Here is an 18,009-nt window from a genome sequence, read left to right as displayed (position 1 = left end):
GCCCGACAGGGGCGGCCGGGCAGGAGAAAGTGACTCAGTTCAGGGACAGTGATGCGCGCCGGCAACGGCGCAGGGAGTGCCGCCAGCGAACCCGGGCCAGAAGCCTGCCCGGCAGCACCATCAGCACCCCCGTGGCAACGGATAAAAAGCCCCCGGCGGCCAGGAAAATCAGTGCCACAGCGAGCGTATTTAATGCCGTGGTCCATCCCCACACATCCGGGGTGACAGACCCGGCAAGCGTTGCTGTGAACAGCCAGGCATGGGTCATGTACCACTTAATGACGTCACTTCCGTGGGACAGCAGGAGTACAGCGCTGTACATCAGGGAAAGGGCCATATAAAACACCGCGACGGTAACGGCTTTGAATACTGAGTGTTGCATGATGAAATCCTTGAAAAAAAACGGACCGCTCGCCGCAGACAGGATGAGTGAACCGCAGGGCGGTGAATCTGTCCTGTTGAGGAAGCGGAAGGGCATGAAAGTTAAAACGGGCACCAACGCCCCGGACCCGGGACGAGAGAGGGTTTCAGATAAATGTCAGGTGGAACAGAAACGGTCAGTGAACGGCCGGGGACGGTTTGTCAGATGCCGGACACAATGCCATGCAGGCCGGAAAGAATGTCAGCGTGGATCTCAGGGACAACAGCCACCACATCCGCTTCTTTCAGTTTGTCTTTACTGACGGTCGTGACAGATTTAACAATGACCACATAACGCTGGCCACTCACGGAGATAACCGGAGTCAGTGACCGGATCTGTGAGTTTTGCGCTGTCATGGGTGCCAGTGGCATAACCACACGGGAATCATACTCATCCAGCAGGTCAGACTGAATATCAATGATGAAAGGGTACTGTTGCCGGGTTTTGGGCGACCGGTTGACGTAAACAGCATACTGCGCCATCAGAGAACCCCGTATTCATCATCGTCCGTGAACAGCCCGGCTTCCCGCTCAAAGGCATTAAACGCCTGAATACCGGCGTGTAACTCCGCTTTCCGGGTTTCCTGCTGCTTTTGTCTGACGGCTTCTGCCAGCATGGCATCGAGCGTCGCGGACAGGTTGATATTCATCCGGCGCGCCGCATCCACGTTTTCTGCCGTCAGGTATACATTCGTGCTGCGTTTCCCGGACCGTCTTGCGACCGCCGGCGTGGTAAGGTTTGTGACAACAGAGACGGATGATTTCATGGAACCTCTCCCGCAGAGAACAGAAACTATGCGCATAATTTAGCGCATAGTGTATGCCCTGACAAATTTACGGGTTCAGTCGCTGGCGTGTTTACAGAATACCGGTGATGGATTTGGCCAGCTGGGCTTCCAGTACCGGGCGGGCTTCCTCAAACTTCAGGTTCACTTTGTTGGCGGTGGACACCACGCGGGTCTGGTACTTCATCCGGTTGCCCTGCTCCGTGCTGGTCTGCAGTTTGACGCCTGACGTTCCCTGACGCAGGGCCGCCACATTGTCTGTGGTTACTGACGCTTTACTCCGCTCTGAAATCTGCAGGTCAGTCACCATGGTGTAGTTCGTATCTTCGACCATGGCATCCGCCGCCATGCCAATCAGACCTGCAGCCAGACCCGCGCCGAGTACTGCACCACCGGAGTTACCGTTGTAGGCCGTGATTCCCGCGCCCAGTGCCGACCCCATCGCTGCCCCTTCATAGCCACTGGTCAGGAACCCCTGGGACTGACGCAGATCCATTTTGTCGGCTTTAAGGACATTAGCCTGTACCCAGTAATACGCCTGGTCAGGGCTGGACGTCACCTGGTAGCCTTTGGCTTTCAGATCCTGACTGATGAGGGTCTGCAGGTCAGACATGTCCTTATCGGAGGTGTTGCGCACCTGGATATACACGGTTTTCTGTGAGGAGGGTTCAAGCCATACGGTCTGGCTCATCTGTGTTTTGACTTCAAGATTACGCTTGTGAATAGCTGTGCTCATCGCACCACAACCGGAAAGGGCAAAAACGGAAGTGACCATAACAGCCACGGCTGCGTGTTTTAATGTCATATATTTTTTCCTGAAAATTCCAAAAGACCATCCTGATTAATGGCAGACCATTAACCAGACGGTTATCGGCAATTTATTGAAATTATTGAGGGTTTCTGAGGACCAAAAACCCTACCAGAAATTGGGGGTAAGTAATCGTGTGTTGATAGTTAGATCTACAAAGACTATTTCTTATTAAGAATAGAGCTTGCAGACTCTAAAAATGGACCCAGACCATATCTCACACTCTCCATACTAATATATCCGTTAAATATAAATATCGACATAAAAGTTACAACAGGAAAGGAATACAGTAGAATGAAATTGTCAGTGCATAGGCCAATAACAGCAAGAAAAACACTCACTCCCCAAAGAGAAAAGAGTATTTTTTTATACCCGGAAGAAATTTTTCTTATGATACGTGATGTAGATCTTACCTCATTTGGGATAGAAACAAGCATCAATGTCTGAGGGTAAAAAATGAGAATAGCTAATACTGAAATAACAAGTGAAGCTAATAAGGTATACCATCCTTCATCTGCCATAACTATGCCTACTGCATCGACGTATAAACCCCATTTAAATCCAAACCCTCCCGTGGAAAAAACCTCCCACAGATAAAAAACGACCCATGTTAATAAGTTAGAACACAACATTAACAATGGGAAAGCAGAACTAATTTTTAAAGCCTGCAGTGGGGAGGCAACTTCCCTATCAGGACATTTAATTGCTTCAAGGATAGAGGATAGCTCACTATTAACTTCGCCATGTGTTATTAACATATCAACTCCTGAATCGATTACCCGACTTTTCTTTCTCTCAGATGTTTAAGACGCTCTTGCAAATCCATCTCATTTTTGGTCTTTCCATTATCATCAACACCTTGTTTATCCTGCTCCGTTGAGTATCCCCTCTGGAATTGCCCTTTTGCACTTTCATCTACTCCTTTAATAATATCACTGGATGTCTGAACAGTGGATTTATTTTTCTCTATTTCTTCAGAAGAATTACTGATTTTTTGACCGTTGGCAGATCTTTGTTCTGCCACTTTACGGGAAATATCTCCGCCGCCTTTAAAGGACTCGGCTGCTCCGGGCAGTGCGGACTGGTTACGTTCAAAATCCTCACGCATCGTGCCCCGGTTTAATCCGTCAGTCCCTGTAATCTGTTCACTTCCCTGCCGTATAACCTGTTCTCCCTGCCCCGTGTGTGCCCGAATGGTCGGACGTTCATGAGGTACCTGAGGTACCGATACCGGGCTGCTTTCATCACTCACCATGCCCTGTCTGACCCGGGAAGTTTCCCCACGGAAGGCATCGTGGGTTCCGCCACTCTGCACATCAGCCCGCCCCTGCTGGTAGTCGCCCATAATCTCCGGCTTCAGCCGTTCTTCGACGAACTCAGCGGCAGCGGCCCGGGCTGAGGTTACATTGGTCAGGGTTGACTGTGCATCAGGTCCGTATTTCTGCTCAGCCCAGTTCACAAATTCCTGATTGTAGTTGGCATCCAGGCTGGCGCTCTGATTTTCAGCCAGAGACGCCATCCGGCTGTATTCCCGGCTGCGGGTATTGCTGTCAGTGTACTGATGGTACTGACTTTTGGTGTCATTCAGGGTGGCACCAAACTGCTGCAGTTCGCCAGAGGACGTGTTATCCGTATGATTACCGGAATCCGTTATCCTGCTGCTGGTTACCATATCCATACCCTGCCGGAAGTCACGAACCTGCTGGCTGTTCTCATCATTTCTGAAATCAGTGGAACTGCTGTTTGTATCCTGTGTGCCGTGAGTATGTCCGGTACTGCCTTTAAGCTCTGCGCCCACATGCGCATTAGCACTGAGTCCGGTAGCCCATGACCCGGCCTTACCCCACAGGCTTTTATTTGAATCAAACCGTCCCTCAACACCGGCATTCACACTTCCCTCCGTTGACTTGGTCATCAGGTCATTGTAGGCCTGTTGCTGCGAGACATTGTGCGATTTTGCGTAACTCTCCACGGCATTCATCATCAGGCTGGCCCCTTTCGTGGCATTCAGCGTCTGGCTGTTGTCCGTGCCCTGCGTCAGGCTGTCACTGTTCCCGGTCTGGTGTGAGAGCTGAGATAACTGACTCCAGCCACTGGCCACACTGTGGTTGTAACCATCCAGTGAAGACTGTGCCTGCACCTCTGCGTTACGCGCCTGCTCCTGAAAACCACTGGAAGCCAGCTGGCTGAGCCGCAGGTTGACCGGCAGATTCGAAATCGCGCCGGAACTGTCAAACACATGGTGGCCATCGCTGGTCAGGGTCTGGGAAGACCCGTTACCGGCCTGCCAGGTCTGCTGCCCCTGACGCTGTAACAGGTTGGTGTCCAGCTTGTTCTGGTTCACATTGTCCATGGACATATTATTGAATGACCAGTTGCCGTCAGCTGTCGTGCCGGCCTGAGAAGCCGAACCAAACGCCATCGAGCTGAACACACTCCCGGCCACCTGGGAACCCACACTCGCCGCTCCCTTGGTCAGGTAAAAAGACAGCACCGGGATCGACATGGAAAGGTAACCGGCCATATTGGCCACATCAGAATGCTGCAGCCCCACCAGGCTATAGTTGGACAACACCAGGGGCGTGCCCCCGGTTTTGGTCTGCAGGTAAAACGTGGCCGCGAAATTGAGAATGGCAAACATCACCGGCCACATCTGGAAGTACAGAAACCCGCCGATGTAGTATTTGATGGTGGTGACACCAAAAATACTGTGGTTGGTGGCGGCCAGCACGATAACCAGCGGAAACAGACACACCAGAATCAGCATCAACAGGGACTGGGCGAACGGCAGATACCGGGTGGCCATGCGGGACATGGTGGCCCAGGCCAGACGCTGTTTGGTCATGGAGGTTTCAGCTGCCAGATTCACCAGGTTGGCGGTGTCATCAGACCGGGCCGCAAACCCCTTGATACCGTCCCGGATGGCACTGTTGGTAATGTTGTTCTTCATCACCTGCGCCGCCGTCAGGCCGCCACTGTAGAAATACCCGTAGCTGTCATTCATGGCCTGCGCCAGCAGCGCCTGGCCGTTGACCTGACGGCCATAAATCCGGCTGGTCAGCCAGCTGAAGGTACTGCTGCCGGGCTGTGAATCCTGCCCGACCAGCGTCTGGATTTGCCCCGCAGCCTGCTGACAGGTTTCAAACACCCGGCTGTTACCACTGCTGGTATAAATCCCCCGCAGCGGGCTGGGGTTACGCGTAATGAGCGACAGCGGGTCCTGACTGTTCAGCAGGTCATTGACCGTGTACTTGTGGTTCAGCAGGATATCCCCGACAACACAGTTTTCCACGTAGTCCGGCAGCATCTGTGACAGCGCCGGGTTCTGTGTTTGGAAGTCGGTGGTCTGGGCCACTATTTCCGAACCGAACAGCATCCCGGATTTGGTGTACGTGACCGAATCCGGACGGGACAGCGCCATATCATACAGTCGTGCCGTTCCGTAGCCCACACTGGTCGTCAGGTGGGCGATGACCGCGAGCCCTGCCGGCACATTATCCACTTCATACACCGCAGCAGGGTCCGTGATGTCCACAATCTGGACACTGGTTTTTGGCAGCAACAGCCCGGACGTCAGGCCGACGAACACCGCCAGCCATTTCACAAACTCCATGGGGTTGCGCTTACTGACAAATGCCCCGGCGGTACCCAGCACCGAAAAGGTGCCGGCAATGCGCAGCAGGGTTTTAAAACTGCTGGTTCCGATGATGGTGACGATACCATTGAGGGCCTCACGCCACATGTCACCACCATAAATGGTATAAATTTCAGTCATCTCATTTTCCCCAGTGGTAATTACTCTGGTAGGACGTGGACAGGATGGTGGAAACCTGCTGCTGCAGGTACTGCATGTTGCGGTCAATGCCGTCCAGCGCGTTCTGGTCAGCGGCAGACTGGAGTTTCATGTCTGACAACAACCCCTGTGCCTGCACCACGTTCTGGCGCAGCTCTTTGGCGGCTTCTTCCGGAAAGTTTTTGGCCGAGAGCGACAGGCTGGCCTGTTTGACCAGTTCCTGCAGATACTGGATCATCAGGTCCTGAGCAATAAAATCGGACACCTGCATCAGGTAGGTGGCACTCATGCCCATGCTCTGGGAGTTGGTCAGGTACTTGAGCACCGGCACACTGGTGGTGTTGATAAACCCCTTTTCCTGGTCAGTCAGGGGGGTGTCTTCCGTCAGCTTGTCCTGAATGGAGAGCATCAGGTTTTTCACCAGCGTGACCAGTCCGTGGTTACTGTCAATCGTGATGGTGGTCACCACTGGCCCCAGACACAGGTCCATCGTGTCACAGCCGTAGATTTTGGCCGACCCGCCCTGCATCAGCACCTTGACGAGGTCGCGGTTATCCACCAGAGGAGCCAGGATGGTCACCTGGCCTTGCTGGTTGAACACGATAGAGCCCACGGTACTCATCACCAGCTCTTTCAGTTCGTTATTCCCGTCAAACAGGTGGTTGACGCTGAGGGCATCCCAGATAAGGTTTTTGTTTTTCAGTACCTGGTCCTTTTCCGAGGCATCCGCCCGGCTGGTGACACTGTCAGACTGGCCACCCACGGTACAGCCCTGACGGGATGATGCCCAGTCAGAAAACAGGTTGTCCTGTCCGGCAATGTCCTGACAGATTTTTTGCTGTGATACCTGGGTGACCGGCCAGAGACCGCCAATAATCCCCTGCGCGGCCTGACAGCTGCTCATGTTCGTGGAGTTAACATCGGTCGCCAGTTTCTGCAGGAAATCCTTGGCCTGTTTCAGTTCCGGGGTCACCGTCTGCAGCGCCAGGTCAAAAGCATAACCGGCCGCGTTACTCATAATTTGCTTCACAAAGCGCTGCAGTTCAGCACCGTTGATGAAACTGAATGCGCCCAGATAGGCATCAATGCCGCCGCAGCCGGCGTTGAGTGACGGCACCTGCATCGAAATGAGCTGCACGTTCTTGACCGGGTCACGCAGATACACCGAGCCACCGGTAATATAACCGGCGGCCTGCCCCTGCCAGGCCTGGGCTTTCGAGACATTTCCGCTGTATCCGAGACTGCCAAAGTAACTGTTCAGGTCACTGTTGACGTCTGCCCGGGCCGGGAGCATAACCAGACCGGTGGCAAGAAACAGGATGGCGGTAAACAGGCATTTAGCCACGCACCACCTCCTTTTTTTCCGGAACCAGGGCAATCCGGTACAGATAGTGCCCGGTCGTGGCGGCCAGAAAGCCCAGGCTCAGGGAGAGCAGGAACAGCACCGGCACATCCGTCACCAGCTGTATCCATATCAGTCCGGCGGACGCATACGCCCGGATGACCAGGCGTAACATCCAGCCGTAAATCAGGGCGGAGGACAAAAAAGCGAGGCTGACCATCAGCCAGCCGCGTTCTGCACGCGACAGCGCAAAGGAAGATGTTTTCATGATGTAAAACCTGTTCAGAGGATTACTGCGGAGTGACCTGCGAGCTGGCCGGTAACGGGGGCAGTGACTGCGGGTCAGCATGATCAAGGTCGGCCTGGATCAGCGTGGCAAACCGGCTTTCCAGGGTCGGGATATCCATGACACCCTGGGTCAGCGGATAGGCTTTCAGGGTATGCACATTCACCATAAAGGCCGTGGGCGTGGCAATCGGCAGGCCGTTACCAAAAAAGGTCAGGATTTCATCGGCCAGCGGCTCATCCGGGGTGTACCGGCGGGGTATCATCGGCGTCGGAAAGGACACATCCCCGCCCCCGTCAAGGGTGTAAGCCCACACATGAATACCGTGTGCATCGGCCCACTTTTTCAGGGTGGGGTCAAATTTCGCACTGTAAGGACAGTGCGCCTGCATGAACAGCACCACCCCGTAATCCTTCATGCTCACCTTGCGGCCGTCCGGCAACTGCATGATGCTGCCCGGCACAGCGCTCACGGCCCGGGTGGACACCGGGGCCATGGGGCGACCCGGAGCAGGTTTGGCGGCTTCCATCGCGGCAATCTCATCGCGAACACTGGCCATCACGCATACCGGGAACAAAAGTAGCGCTGCCACTAAAGGAGTCCATTTCATGAATGAGGCACCTCGTCTTTTTTATCCGGGACCGGTGGCTGCGGATGACTCATGTCCCGCAGACCTTTGACAAACCACAGACCGGCCATTACCCACAGAATGCCGGTGACGACATTCAGCGTCCCGGTGGCCACGCCCGGGCTGTATTCAATCAGTTCGGTCACGCAGTGAACCACCACGCCGGACGCAATCAGTCCGGCCACTTTCACGGCTGTACTCATGACTTCCTCCCTGGGAATATCAGTGTGTGAGCCATCAGGCGCATCAGCACCGAGATGGCAACCAGAACAACATACGCAGCCATCAGGGCCTTTTCCGTATCCCTGACCCAGCTGTTGTGCGATTCGCGGGCTTTTTCACAGGGCGGAACCGTGCGGTAAAACCGGGGGTGTGCCATTACCACCAATGGCTTAACCTCATCCGGCGGGCTGTATTCCTCCGGGCGGGGTAACCCCATCCGGTACCACGGCAGGTCACCGTCCAGGTGCCAGTCCGTGCAGTGACGGACCTCCCCCCGGCTGACGCCCTGCACCAGGTATTCGGCACGGGTCAGCAGCACCTGCGGCAGGGAAAACGGGCTGGCCAGTGTCAGCGTCAGCCAGACACACATCACCAGACTGCCCGGCCCACAGATAAAGGCATACAGCGCCCACGACAACATGACCTTCAGGACAGGTCCGGGTGACTCACGGGCGACCGGCATGGCGAACCCTCCGAGCCCACAGCCAGCGCAGTCCGCCACTGGCCAAACTGAACAACAGCCCCCAGAACACCCACAGCCGGAACCACCGGGTATTCTGTTTCGCCACCCAGACCGCCCGGGAGAGCAGTACCGGCTGACAGACTTTCAGGTTCGTTACGGGGGCCGGACCAATCCGGGAAAGCGGTTCATCGCGGGTGGCTGGCGGTGCTGTTGTCTCCGGGGCACAGCCCCTCACCATGCCGTCAGGGGTATGGCGGACAAGCGCCTCCGCCTCATCCAGAAACTGCCCGGCAGGCCCGGTCCGGGATGAAAATAAAATGAACAGCATCAGGAAGATACCGGGAAAGACAATAAAGCCGTTCATCAGCGAATCTGCCACAAACCAGACAGAACGCAGACAACGTGAAAGGGTGCGCCGTGCCGGCACACCATTGTGTAAGTCAGTCATGGAAATACCTCAGAAATTGGGACGGAAACCCGTGGCCACGTTCAGGAAGCGGGCGGACAGGTCATCCTGGGTCATAAAACCGTAGGCCAGCGGGTGATACTGCCGGTCGGAGGGGTCAACCAGAAACAGTGCCGGAAAATAACGGATATGCATCGCCTGCGACTGACCGTTATCCGGCCGGCTGTCCGGCACTGACGGGGCCACCTGGCCGTCCACCGACACCGGGATCAGCGAAATATGATGCAGGGCAGCAAAGTCCTTCACCACGCCGGCCATCTGCACACCGATCGGGTCAGCACCTTTATAGAAGTAAAAAAGGCCATAATGCGCGGCGATATCCGCAATCGCATCTTTCTGCGCCGTCTGATCACGGGCCTGCATCACCGGTGCCATGCTGTTGTAGTGCGGGTACTGCAGGTTGTAGTCCAGGTCCGGGTTATTCAGTTGTGCCACGGCAAAGGACTGGCTGAACATCGAGGCCCGGTCCGTCCAGAACTTCTGCCAGCGCAGGAACCGGGCGGTATTGGCACTGCTGGGGTACAGAATGGCACGGTTGAGGGCTTCCATGGTGTACTCATGCAGGACCTTCGTCTGTTCCACCGGTGTCATTTTGCTGAAGTCAGGAATGGCAGGTGGTGCCGGTTTCTTTTTCGGGGGCTTCGGTGTGTCTGCCGGTTTCGGTTCGTTATACCAGTGCCAGCCGGTAAAAGGTTTTGCCGGGGGCGTAATGTCCTCATCCGCCTGAACCACGGCACTGCAAAACAGTAACAGCAGGAGTAAACCGCGTTTCATTTTGTGGTCCCTCCGGTGGTCTGGTTAACCTGGGCAGCTATTTTTTGCTTCACCTGCGCCACCATGCTGTCTGTATTCGGGATTTTCTGGTTATCCATCAGGTCCTGATAAAAATCCGAGAAGTTGATTTTGTCAAAATTGATGGCCTGTAACTGTGGCACGGTAATGCCTGAACAGTTAGGGGAATCCCCGGAACCGAAGCCAATACCTAACTGGTCACGGCGTCCCTGTTCCTGAATGATGCGGGCCAGCTTGCCACCGAAGACGCAGTACACCTGACTTTTCTGGATGCAGACGCCCAGTACACTGTGGTCACAACGCTCACCCACACTGACGGTAATTTTTTTGGCTTTCGCCGCCGCGAGGGCTTTTTCATCGCTGTTGCATTTGTTCAACCCGACATCCTGCCCCCAGCCACTGTCCTTGCAGCAGTTGGAAAAGCCTGCAGCAGCCTTACGGCAGCTCATTGCCTCACCGGTGAAGGCTTTGATATTCACCTGGTCATTTTTAACATCTTCCCCGGCTGACGCCAGACCGGCCAGTTTGGCCACCGCCGTATCAAACCCACTGTCCCCGGCTCCGTTCGTGTCGCTGCAGTCACCGGTCTGGCAAAAATAGGAGCCGCCACATAACAGGCCGGATGAGGAATAGGTCTTCTGGCACTGAAAGGTATAATCCTTATGTGAACAGGCACCGTTTATCGCATTTTCGGTGCAGGTTGAACCGGACTGAGTACAGGCTGGATTACTTTCCAGCGAACCACAGGTGCCCTCTGTCGCCTCACTGAGTACATACGTGTCGGTATATTGCCAACAACTGCTGGATACTGAGTAAGTATGGCCGTCTTTGGACACCGTCCGGGTTCCGCCCGCCTGCGTACAGACCGATGAGCTGAGGGTCCCCGCTTTCTGTGCCGGGCAGACTTCATTCCAGGTCACCACAGGTTTCGCGGTACTCTGTTCTATCGTCAGCGTGACGGTGACCGGTTTGGGGGTCTTGTTTATAATGAGACCATTATTGACTTTAATCATCTTGACCTCCGTCACCGGAATGATTTGCCCGGCTGTGATATTTCGTTGTGTCGGAGTAAAAGGGATATCAGTTCCTGTACTGCGGTAGGTGGGGGTTAATGTTGCTCCCAGGAATGTAATCCGCACGGGTACCGGGTAGTAATAATGATCATTCCCGCTGTTCAGGTTGTAGGAATAGGTGGCACGGGTGATCGTCCCCGTGATGTTGGCAGTCACATTAAAATAAAATGTCCAGGTATCCTGGGAGAAAGAAACATGTTCCAAATCCAGTGTCTGTTTCACCTCGGTCGTACTCCCTTCCACACCCGGCGTGGCGTTACGGACACAGGTCTGGCTAACCGCAACATCTGCACTGCAGGTGTAGTTCTCAAAGGTCGATTTGGAGACGGTGGTATCGGTGCACTGACTGTTGGTGCCATCCGCAATACTGTCGGCATTGTTTTCAGCAGATTTGCCATTGGTAATATAGGGAGCATTCGGGTCAATACTGACCGCCGGATTGGTATTCCCTGAGCTTATCACGGCGGATGCGGCATCATCGGTACTGAGGGCCTGCTGCCCCTTATCCGCAATACCGCCGTCCCCTCCCGTCACCCCCCCGTAACTGCTGCTCTGTGACGGACTGCTGGTATAGCCAGGAACAGCCCCGGCTATCACATCCGTATTATTCAGACTGCCGGTACCCTGCCCGGCATTGCTCTTTCCGTATGAGGAACCGGTATTAAAGGCGTCATTCATGTCATCGGCCATCACACCGGCACTGACCAGCAACAGCACCAGAGCCGTGAGCACTCGTTTCATGATTTACCTCCCAGAATGGCTTTTGCTGTCTGCGCACAGTCGCCACCGGTGGCCACCTTTTCCAGTGCGTCTTTCAGCGGCAGGCTGCCCCGCACCACATCATGGTGACCGGGACAGGTCACCACCAGTGCCGGTACCGCCGTGATACCAAACTGCTGATACAGCACCGGGTCAATCTGCACCCCGATATCCTTGTTCTGTTTCGACAGGTTAAAGATGGCCGACGCCGTTTTGCGGAAATCATTATCCACCAGACCCCGCAGGGTGGCCGGGACGCCATAACGGTGGGCATCAGCCAGCATCGGCAACAGCCCTTCGGTGGGAATACTCAGACTAACGAAATAGATCGCCCGGGGCATTTTGTCACCGCCCTGCTCTGCCGGTGGCAGACTCTGGCGAATGCTGTTGGCAAACGCCTGTACCCGTTCTTCCTGGGGAAGGGGCAGTCCGTCCATCCCGGCCAGTGACCGGGGCAGTTGTGCCTTGAAGGCTTCCAGTTCTTTTTGTTGCTGCTTCATAAAAGCCATATCATTCGGTGACACGGCCGGACTGGCCACCGCCGTCAGCGTGCAGCCAGCCAGGGCACTGACCAGCAGTGCCCGAAAAAGCGTTCGGGTCATGGTGTCCTCACAGATAGACGCAGTTACGTTTGCGCCAGAGCAGATAACCAAAGTTCTTACGGGATGTCGGGGCATTATGCGTGGCCCCCCACAACTGGGTACTGGCCCCGAAGGCATGACAGGTGGAAGTTTCCGGATACATGTTCACCATCTGATAGCGCCAGCGTTCTTTCGGAAGGATGGGCGTCGGGTATTCATAACAGACAGCAACATCCGCCCCCACCGTCTCCTGAACCAGCCCCTCCCGGTGCAGCTTGAAATCCATGCGCTCAGTCACCAGCAGGGAGGCTTCCAGTGGCGAGAATTCATTACTGGTATAACCGGTAAACGGGTACATGGAACCCTGCGCGCCGGCACACCAGAACAGGGGAGATAACGGGTAACCGGCAGAACTGGAAACGGCATCAGCCGCGCAGGCCGCCTGGGCAATCAGGTTGCCGAACAGGGCAGCTTCCGGGTTGATAATCAGTGACAGGGAACTGTCATTCCACATCGGGTCCACTTCAGACAGGTAACCAATGTCCATATCCCCCTGCTGAAAACACCCCATGCTGGTCATGATGTTCAGCCAGTAAATCAGCGGGTACTTGTACCAGTGCACATGATAAAACGCACCTGGCTCTGGCCGGTCACTTTGCCCCCCGGTCCCCGTCCCCGTGCGGCCAAGGTCAATTTTGAAGCCGCCCATGTTCACCATGACACCCGGCTCCCGGGTTACGTCAGTCATCGCCACCGGCTCCCAGTAACCAATGGCCAGACCGAGACGATAAATGATGCCATAGGGACACATCTGGATGGGCATGGAGGGGTTGGTGGTGTCCGGCTGTGGCCCGGAGGCCAGCTGGATATTCCCCAGTGTCATCGGAAACAGGCATTTCCAGCACACGTCCGAAATCGGGTTCACCCAGCGGCCCTCACCGGCACCGGAGGCAGCCGCCCGGGCCGGCAGACTCACGCTCATCAGTCCGGTGAACAGGGTGGCCAGCAGACACCCCAGAATCAGCAGTCGTCGCATGAGGCCTCCAGCGGGCGCAACCAGACACAGACCGGCCCGTCATCTTCCGTTTCATGAATACTGCCGGTAAACCAGCCAGGTCCTGCGGGTGTTTCCGGTGTCCATACCCGGCAGTCCGGTGACCCGGAGCGGGCATAGCGCTCCATAACCTCGTCAGTGACTTCATCAACCATCCAGCAGATCAGGTACTCCAGCTGATGCCGTTCCAGCCACTGTTCAAACTCACCCGGCGCACCGTATTCCCGGTCACCGGCTGGGGAAAAGTAATCCGGGTGTGTCCAGAAGCCGTCATCATCACGGACAACCGGCACCGCCCGGAGGGGGACAGATTTTTGCATGATATTCCTTAATACGTGCGGACCCGGGGACCCCGGAGCCGGAAGGGAAACAGTGTTGTTCGTCAGAAAACCCTGCCGTTCTGCAGGCTGAGGCGGAGCGCAACGCCGTGAGCACCGAACAGCCTGCGGGACGAAAGGGTTGGGCCGTCAGGCCGGGAGGGGAGTGTCATTCTCCAGCTGGTCAAGGAAACTGAAGATCCACTCGCTGAACCCGTCTTCCCGTTGATGAATATCGTGCGGCTTATCCCTGTGCGTGATGGCATACCGTTTCCACAGACGGGTCAGAAACGCAGGCGACATGTCGCCCAGCTCCGGGTACAGGTCCTGCAGCAACCGGCCCGGACGTGGAGGAAGGGAGGGTTTTTCGTTACTCATGCGGTCCACCTTTCAGGGCAATTTCTTCCACCTTCAGCTGACGGCCGTCGCGGGTAATGCGCACCGGCGTATGCTGAAAACCAAACTTTGTCGTCAGTACACCGGCCTGGTCGAAATAAATCCGCTCATCCAGCGCATAACTGGTGTCCGGAATGTTCCCCTTCACCAGAATGATTTTGAAATTCACCTGCCCTTTAATCTGTTGCCGTATCCAGGCCATCTGGTCTTTGTTGTCACCATCGATGAAATACAGGGTTTCGTCATACGCGACTTTATCCAGCGGGTTGACCTTATCGCCCTTGCGGACAATGACATGGCCCTGCATATCCGTGATGGTCTGTCCCACTGTAAAGGTGGGGTCATAGTCCCAGTGCCGGTCCACACGGGCGGGTGTCAGTCCGGCCACCGGTGGGGGGCGCACGGCATGGGCTTTCACCCGTGCAATGGCTTCGCTCTGCAGCCGGGCCAGTTCACCATCCTGCTTCATGGTCGTCAGCCTGTGCTGAATGAAGGCCAGCAGGTCAGGTTCAGCTATCGGGAACAGGTGGCCCCAGGTACCCAGGTCTTTTGCACCGGCTGTCAGGGTGACTGCCAGCAATGCCGGCAGCAGTCCGGCACTTATCAGTTTTCGCATTGGGGTCCCCCACTAACGTACCGGTGCCTGCATCCGCTGCGCAATGTCCGTGCGGATGGCCGATGTGATGTCCGGGACATCACTCACCACGGCCGGGGCCACCAGGATGATGGCATGATGCCCGTCCTGCCAGGCCGTCAGGCTGGCGGTCATGGCATCGTTGAACCGTGCCGTCTGATGGCGGACACGGGCCGCATCCAGTTTCTGCTGCATCATCTGCTGCATGAACAGGTCAATGGTCCCTTTCATGTCAAACGCCACCACGTCAGGGGTGGTCATCCGCACGGTGACCAGACTGACACACACCATCAGAAGCAGCAGTGTCAGTCCGCCCGTCAGCCACCGGACCCAGCCAGGCTGACCGGACGCATTCCCCGGCGCGTTACCGGCCGCCGGTACCGTGATATCCGCCGGTGGTGTGGGTTTTTCATCGTCTTTCAGGGTCATGCGGCACGCTCCTGTTCTTTATCGGTTTTGATCCAGTTCTCCAGGGCCTCAAGCTCCGGTCCGAATTTGTTCTGCGCCAGTAAGTAGGCGGCTTCTTCACTGGTTGCCCCGGCCTGCTGGGCCTTCTGCATGAATTCGAAGTCCACCCCCCGGGAACTGAACATGGCCCGGGTGACCGGATCGACAAACATCCGGTGGAAGGAACTCTGTTCCCCGGACGAAATCAGCAGGGAACTGAACCAGGTGTCTTCGGCTTTCTGGAAATAACGGATGACTTCCTGCTCCACCGGGGTGAACTGGTCAGGGTTGTCTGACAGGTAACTTTTGAAGGCTTTCGCATCCTGCAGCAGGGTGATTTTGGTGGCCGAGTTGTTCCAGGCGGCTTCTGCTTCGCGGCTGCTGGTAAAGTCCTTAATCCCCTGGGTGATGGTGATGAATGCCCCCCGGTGACGGCGGACCGTGCGGTAGCCGGTCTCAATGAACTTCGCCGCATGTTTGTTGGAGCCACTGAGCAGACGCCAGGCCTCATCAATGATGGCCACCTTTTTCAGGCTGCGCGGTGTGTGGTACATCTTTTCCTGAATGGCCAGAATGAGGGAGAACAGCACCGCGCTGAGCAGTTTGGGTTTGTCCTCCAGACTGAGCATTTCCAGTACCGCAAATTTCGTCTCATCATTGAGGGTCGGGTTGTCGGAATTGAAGTACACCCCGTCAGCCCCCCAGGTACAGTAGCGTTCCAGCAGCAGGGCCAGCTCCGCAATACGGGCCAGAATGGTGGGTTTGTCGCGGTATTCACCGAGCACCGTCTCACTGGTGAGATAGGCATGAATGTCATCTATCCGCGCCCGGTTGCACTTTTTCCGCCAGGCGGCCACCACCGCATTCTGCAGAATGGCTTCACAGACTTCGTCCAGGTCACCCGCCGGGCTGGCCAGCACCGCCACCAGGCGGACAATCCCTTCCGCCGATTCATTGATGTCCCGGACACCGGCAAACGGGTTAAAACGCAGTTGCGCCCCGTCGAGGTACACCCCACCGGCCTGGGTACAGTAGTTCTTGTAGCTGTCCCCCATGTCGATAACCCAGGCATAACCCCCGGAGTTGAACACTTCCCGCAGAATGCCCTGCACCAGAAAGGACTTCCCGGCCCCGGACGTGCCGGTGACCGCGATATTGAAGTTGGTCCCGCCGTTGTCTTCGCTGAACATGTCAAAAAAGGCTATCTGGTTGCGGTAGGTTGGCAGCGGCATGCCCAGTGGCGACAACTGACGCTCTGCTACCACCGGCATCAGGTTGACGGCATTGAAGCTCTTGCAGCGCAGGGTGGAACCCCCTTTTTTCAGGTCCTCCCACATGCCCTCCTGCAGCACAAACGGGAAGCTCGCCAGCCAGTTACGCATCTGCTGAAAGCGGATGGCGTTCATTTCCAGGTTGTTCTTGCGAAAGACGTTGATGGCGGCCAGTTCACAGGACAGGGATTCCTGGTCATCATCCGGGGTGAACAGGGTGACGTTAAAGTAGCAGCGCCCCAGCGCGGCCGTGTTGTCAGCCAGCCCCTGGCGCAGGGCCTGCCACTCCCGTGCTGCCTGTTTCACACCGGGAAACAGCATGGCATAGGCCGACGCGGCTTTTTTCTGCAAATCCATGTCCTTGCGGAAGGACTCACTCTGGGCGCGGGTCTGTTCTTCCAGCTCCACACACCAGGACAGGACAAAGGGACAGGGAATGCCGAGGTCCGGGAAACGCAGGTTCTGCAGATTATCGGCCCCCTGCCACAGGGCAAACCGTTTCGGTGATTTGCTGAGTTCCAGATTCACCACCCGGCAGGCGGTCCGGCTGGCCGGGTCCTCTCCCGACCGGCGCGGAGCCAGCGGGTCCGGTGGCAGTTCCACCCGGAGGTAAGACGGGTGCACCTGAATGTCAATGCCGGGGTCCACCACCTGACGGTGCAGTTCCTCTTCCTCATTCCAGCTGTCATCGGACGGCATGACCTGCGCATTACGGTAATTCATCAGCTCACGCACCTGGGAAAGGAACGCATTCACGGAGCTGTTCACTGTCGGGATACGGGCTGCTTCCAGCGAAACACGCAGGGTACTGCGCAACTGTTTGATTTCATCCGTCACCCGCGACGTGACCCGCCGGCAGGGCCGGGCATACACCATAAACACCCGGTAATTGCGCAGGTACAGCGGGTATTCCCGTTTATTGCTGATGCCGTCGAGTGCAGACTTTTCCCAGTAGGCCCGGGTGATTTTGTTGAGGTGCCCGGCCATAGCGCCCTTCCACATGTCCGGGCTGACACCGTCCTCAATGCGCCGGCCCACACATTTGCTGGCCACAAGAAACACACTGAGGGGCGTCTTGCGGGGCAGTTTTTTTCGCAGCATGTCATCCAGCACGGTCACAATCTGCTCGTTGGCTCCCGGCAGCGGAGCCACTTCGAGGATAAAGCCAATCGAACCCTCATTGATGTAGAGTTCATTTTCATCATCGAAATAGCGGTATGGCAGCGCAGCGGTAATGGACGGGTATCCCCAGGTCTGCTCCAGATTATTACGGGCTTCCCGGGCACCGTCCTTTCTGCGGGTACTGTTGACCGCATCCAGTATCGATTCCAGCAGGTCATTGCTCATCAGTTATTGTCTCCGCCAGCAGCGCCTGGCGCAGTCCGGACAGCAGATGGCGCAACAGGCATTCAGTGAACCGTTCATCCCGCCAGGCGAGAGGGATGAACGGGTGATCGGTCAGTATTTTCATC

Annotated in this window: 22 protein-coding genes; all 22 read right to left on the bottom strand. The window is 56.1% G+C overall.

The window, feature by feature from the left end:
- Positions 1-34: 34 nt before the first annotated feature.
- The 22 genes from MPHASIOC01_RS08910 to MPHASIOC01_RS08805 all read right to left on the bottom strand — a co-directional run bounded on the left by MPHASIOC01_RS08910 (position 35) and on the right by MPHASIOC01_RS08805 (position 18,008).
- Positions 35-382, bottom strand: coding sequence for a hypothetical protein (locus tag MPHASIOC01_RS08910; protein ID WP_353614419.1), 348 nt, complete (start codon positions 380-382; stop codon positions 35-37).
- A gap of 200 nt (positions 383-582) precedes the next feature.
- On the bottom strand, positions 583-903 hold the full coding sequence (locus MPHASIOC01_RS08905) for a CcdB family protein (protein WP_353614418.1): 321 nt from the start codon (positions 901-903) through the stop codon (positions 583-585).
- Positions 903-1,187, bottom strand: a complete 285-nt coding sequence (locus tag MPHASIOC01_RS08900; protein WP_353614417.1) for a type II toxin-antitoxin system CcdA family antitoxin — start codon at positions 1,185-1,187, stop codon at positions 903-905. The genes MPHASIOC01_RS08905 and MPHASIOC01_RS08900 overlap by 1 nt, the downstream gene beginning before the upstream one ends.
- 91 nt (positions 1,188-1,278) lie before the next feature.
- The gene (traT, locus tag MPHASIOC01_RS08895) at positions 1,279-2,010 is read right to left on the bottom strand and encodes a complement resistance protein TraT (RefSeq protein WP_353614416.1); all 732 of its coding nucleotides are present in this window, start codon (positions 2,008-2,010) and stop codon (positions 1,279-1,281) included.
- 164 nt (positions 2,011-2,174) lie between these two features.
- Positions 2,175-2,771, bottom strand: a complete 597-nt coding sequence (locus MPHASIOC01_RS08890; RefSeq protein ID WP_353614415.1) for a hypothetical protein — start codon at positions 2,769-2,771, stop codon at positions 2,175-2,177.
- A gap of 17 nt (positions 2,772-2,788) precedes the next feature.
- Complete coding sequence (gene traG, locus MPHASIOC01_RS08885) at positions 2,789-5,788, bottom strand: conjugal transfer mating-pair stabilization protein TraG (protein ID WP_353614414.1); 3,000 nt, start codon at positions 5,786-5,788, stop codon at positions 2,789-2,791.
- A 1-nt stretch (position 5,789) separates the two neighbouring features.
- Positions 5,790-7,151 carry a conjugal transfer pilus assembly protein TraH gene (gene traH, locus MPHASIOC01_RS08880; protein WP_369937379.1) on the bottom strand — a complete coding sequence of 454 codons (1,362 nt, stop codon included), beginning with the start codon at positions 7,149-7,151 and terminating at the stop codon, positions 5,790-5,792.
- A complete protein-coding gene (locus MPHASIOC01_RS08875) occupies positions 7,144-7,416 on the bottom strand; it encodes a hypothetical protein (protein WP_353614413.1) in 273 nt (90 codons plus the stop codon). Before MPHASIOC01_RS08875 ends, traH begins: the two co-directional genes overlap by 8 nt.
- A 22-nt stretch (positions 7,417-7,438) precedes the next feature.
- Positions 7,439-8,044 (bottom strand): F-type conjugal transfer protein TrbB, encoded by a 606-nt coding sequence (gene trbB, locus MPHASIOC01_RS08870; protein WP_353614412.1) that lies wholly within the window; start codon positions 8,042-8,044, stop codon positions 7,439-7,441.
- Positions 8,041-8,265 (bottom strand): hypothetical protein, encoded by a 225-nt coding sequence (locus tag MPHASIOC01_RS08865; RefSeq protein WP_353614411.1) that lies wholly within the window; start codon positions 8,263-8,265, stop codon positions 8,041-8,043. Before MPHASIOC01_RS08865 ends, trbB begins: the two co-directional genes overlap by 4 nt.
- A complete protein-coding gene (locus MPHASIOC01_RS08860) occupies positions 8,262-8,747 on the bottom strand; it encodes a hypothetical protein (RefSeq protein WP_353614410.1) in 486 nt (161 codons plus the stop codon). Before MPHASIOC01_RS08860 ends, MPHASIOC01_RS08865 begins: the two co-directional genes overlap by 4 nt.
- The gene (locus MPHASIOC01_RS08855; RefSeq protein WP_353614409.1) at positions 8,731-9,195 is read right to left on the bottom strand and encodes a hypothetical protein; all 465 of its coding nucleotides are present in this window, start codon (positions 9,193-9,195) and stop codon (positions 8,731-8,733) included. Before MPHASIOC01_RS08855 ends, MPHASIOC01_RS08860 begins: the two co-directional genes overlap by 17 nt.
- 9 nt (positions 9,196-9,204) lie before the next feature.
- A complete protein-coding gene (gene traF / locus MPHASIOC01_RS08850; RefSeq protein ID WP_353614408.1) occupies positions 9,205-9,987 on the bottom strand; it encodes a type-F conjugative transfer system pilin assembly protein TraF in 783 nt (260 codons plus the stop codon).
- Entirely contained in the window at positions 9,984-11,819 is a 1,836-nt protein-coding gene (gene traN, locus MPHASIOC01_RS08845; protein ID WP_353614407.1) for a type-F conjugative transfer system mating-pair stabilization protein TraN, read from the bottom strand. Before traN ends, traF begins: the two co-directional genes overlap by 4 nt.
- Positions 11,816-12,439: a type-F conjugative transfer system pilin assembly protein TrbC gene (gene trbC / locus MPHASIOC01_RS08840; protein ID WP_353614406.1), complete on the bottom strand. Its 624-nt coding sequence runs from the start codon at positions 12,437-12,439 to the stop codon at positions 11,816-11,818. The genes traN and trbC overlap by 4 nt, the downstream gene beginning before the upstream one ends.
- Positions 12,440-12,446: 7 nt before the next feature.
- Positions 12,447-13,454, bottom strand: coding sequence for a conjugal transfer pilus assembly protein TraU (traU, locus tag MPHASIOC01_RS08835; protein WP_353614405.1), 1,008 nt, complete (start codon positions 13,452-13,454; stop codon positions 12,447-12,449).
- On the bottom strand, positions 13,439-13,792 hold the full coding sequence (locus tag MPHASIOC01_RS08830) for a hypothetical protein (RefSeq protein WP_353614404.1): 354 nt from the start codon (positions 13,790-13,792) through the stop codon (positions 13,439-13,441). Before MPHASIOC01_RS08830 ends, traU begins: the two co-directional genes overlap by 16 nt.
- 147 nt (positions 13,793-13,939) lie before the next feature.
- On the bottom strand, positions 13,940-14,167 hold the full coding sequence (locus MPHASIOC01_RS08825; protein WP_353614403.1) for a hypothetical protein: 228 nt from the start codon (positions 14,165-14,167) through the stop codon (positions 13,940-13,942).
- Positions 14,160-14,801 carry a type-F conjugative transfer system protein TraW gene (gene traW, locus MPHASIOC01_RS08820; protein ID WP_353614402.1) on the bottom strand — a complete coding sequence of 214 codons (642 nt, stop codon included), beginning with the start codon at positions 14,799-14,801 and terminating at the stop codon, positions 14,160-14,162. The genes MPHASIOC01_RS08825 and traW overlap by 8 nt, the downstream gene beginning before the upstream one ends.
- Before the next feature lie 12 nt (positions 14,802-14,813).
- On the bottom strand, positions 14,814-15,248 hold the full coding sequence (gene trbI, locus MPHASIOC01_RS08815; protein ID WP_353614401.1) for a type-F conjugative transfer system protein TrbI: 435 nt from the start codon (positions 15,246-15,248) through the stop codon (positions 14,814-14,816).
- Positions 15,245-17,884, bottom strand: a complete 2,640-nt coding sequence (traC, locus tag MPHASIOC01_RS08810) for a type IV secretion system protein TraC (RefSeq protein ID WP_353614400.1) — start codon at positions 17,882-17,884, stop codon at positions 15,245-15,247. The genes trbI and traC overlap by 4 nt, the downstream gene beginning before the upstream one ends.
- Positions 17,874-18,008 (bottom strand): hypothetical protein, encoded by a 135-nt coding sequence (locus MPHASIOC01_RS08805; RefSeq protein ID WP_353614399.1) that lies wholly within the window; start codon positions 18,006-18,008, stop codon positions 17,874-17,876. The genes traC and MPHASIOC01_RS08805 overlap by 11 nt, the downstream gene beginning before the upstream one ends.
- Position 18,009: the final 1 nt, after the last annotated feature.

Source organism: Mangrovibacter phragmitis (assembly GCF_040429585.1).
Classification (GTDB): domain Bacteria; phylum Pseudomonadota; class Gammaproteobacteria; order Enterobacterales; family Enterobacteriaceae; genus Mangrovibacter; species Mangrovibacter phragmitis.
The sequence above is the reverse complement of the archived record's forward strand: the minus strand, read 5'-3'. Positions and strand labels throughout refer to the sequence as shown.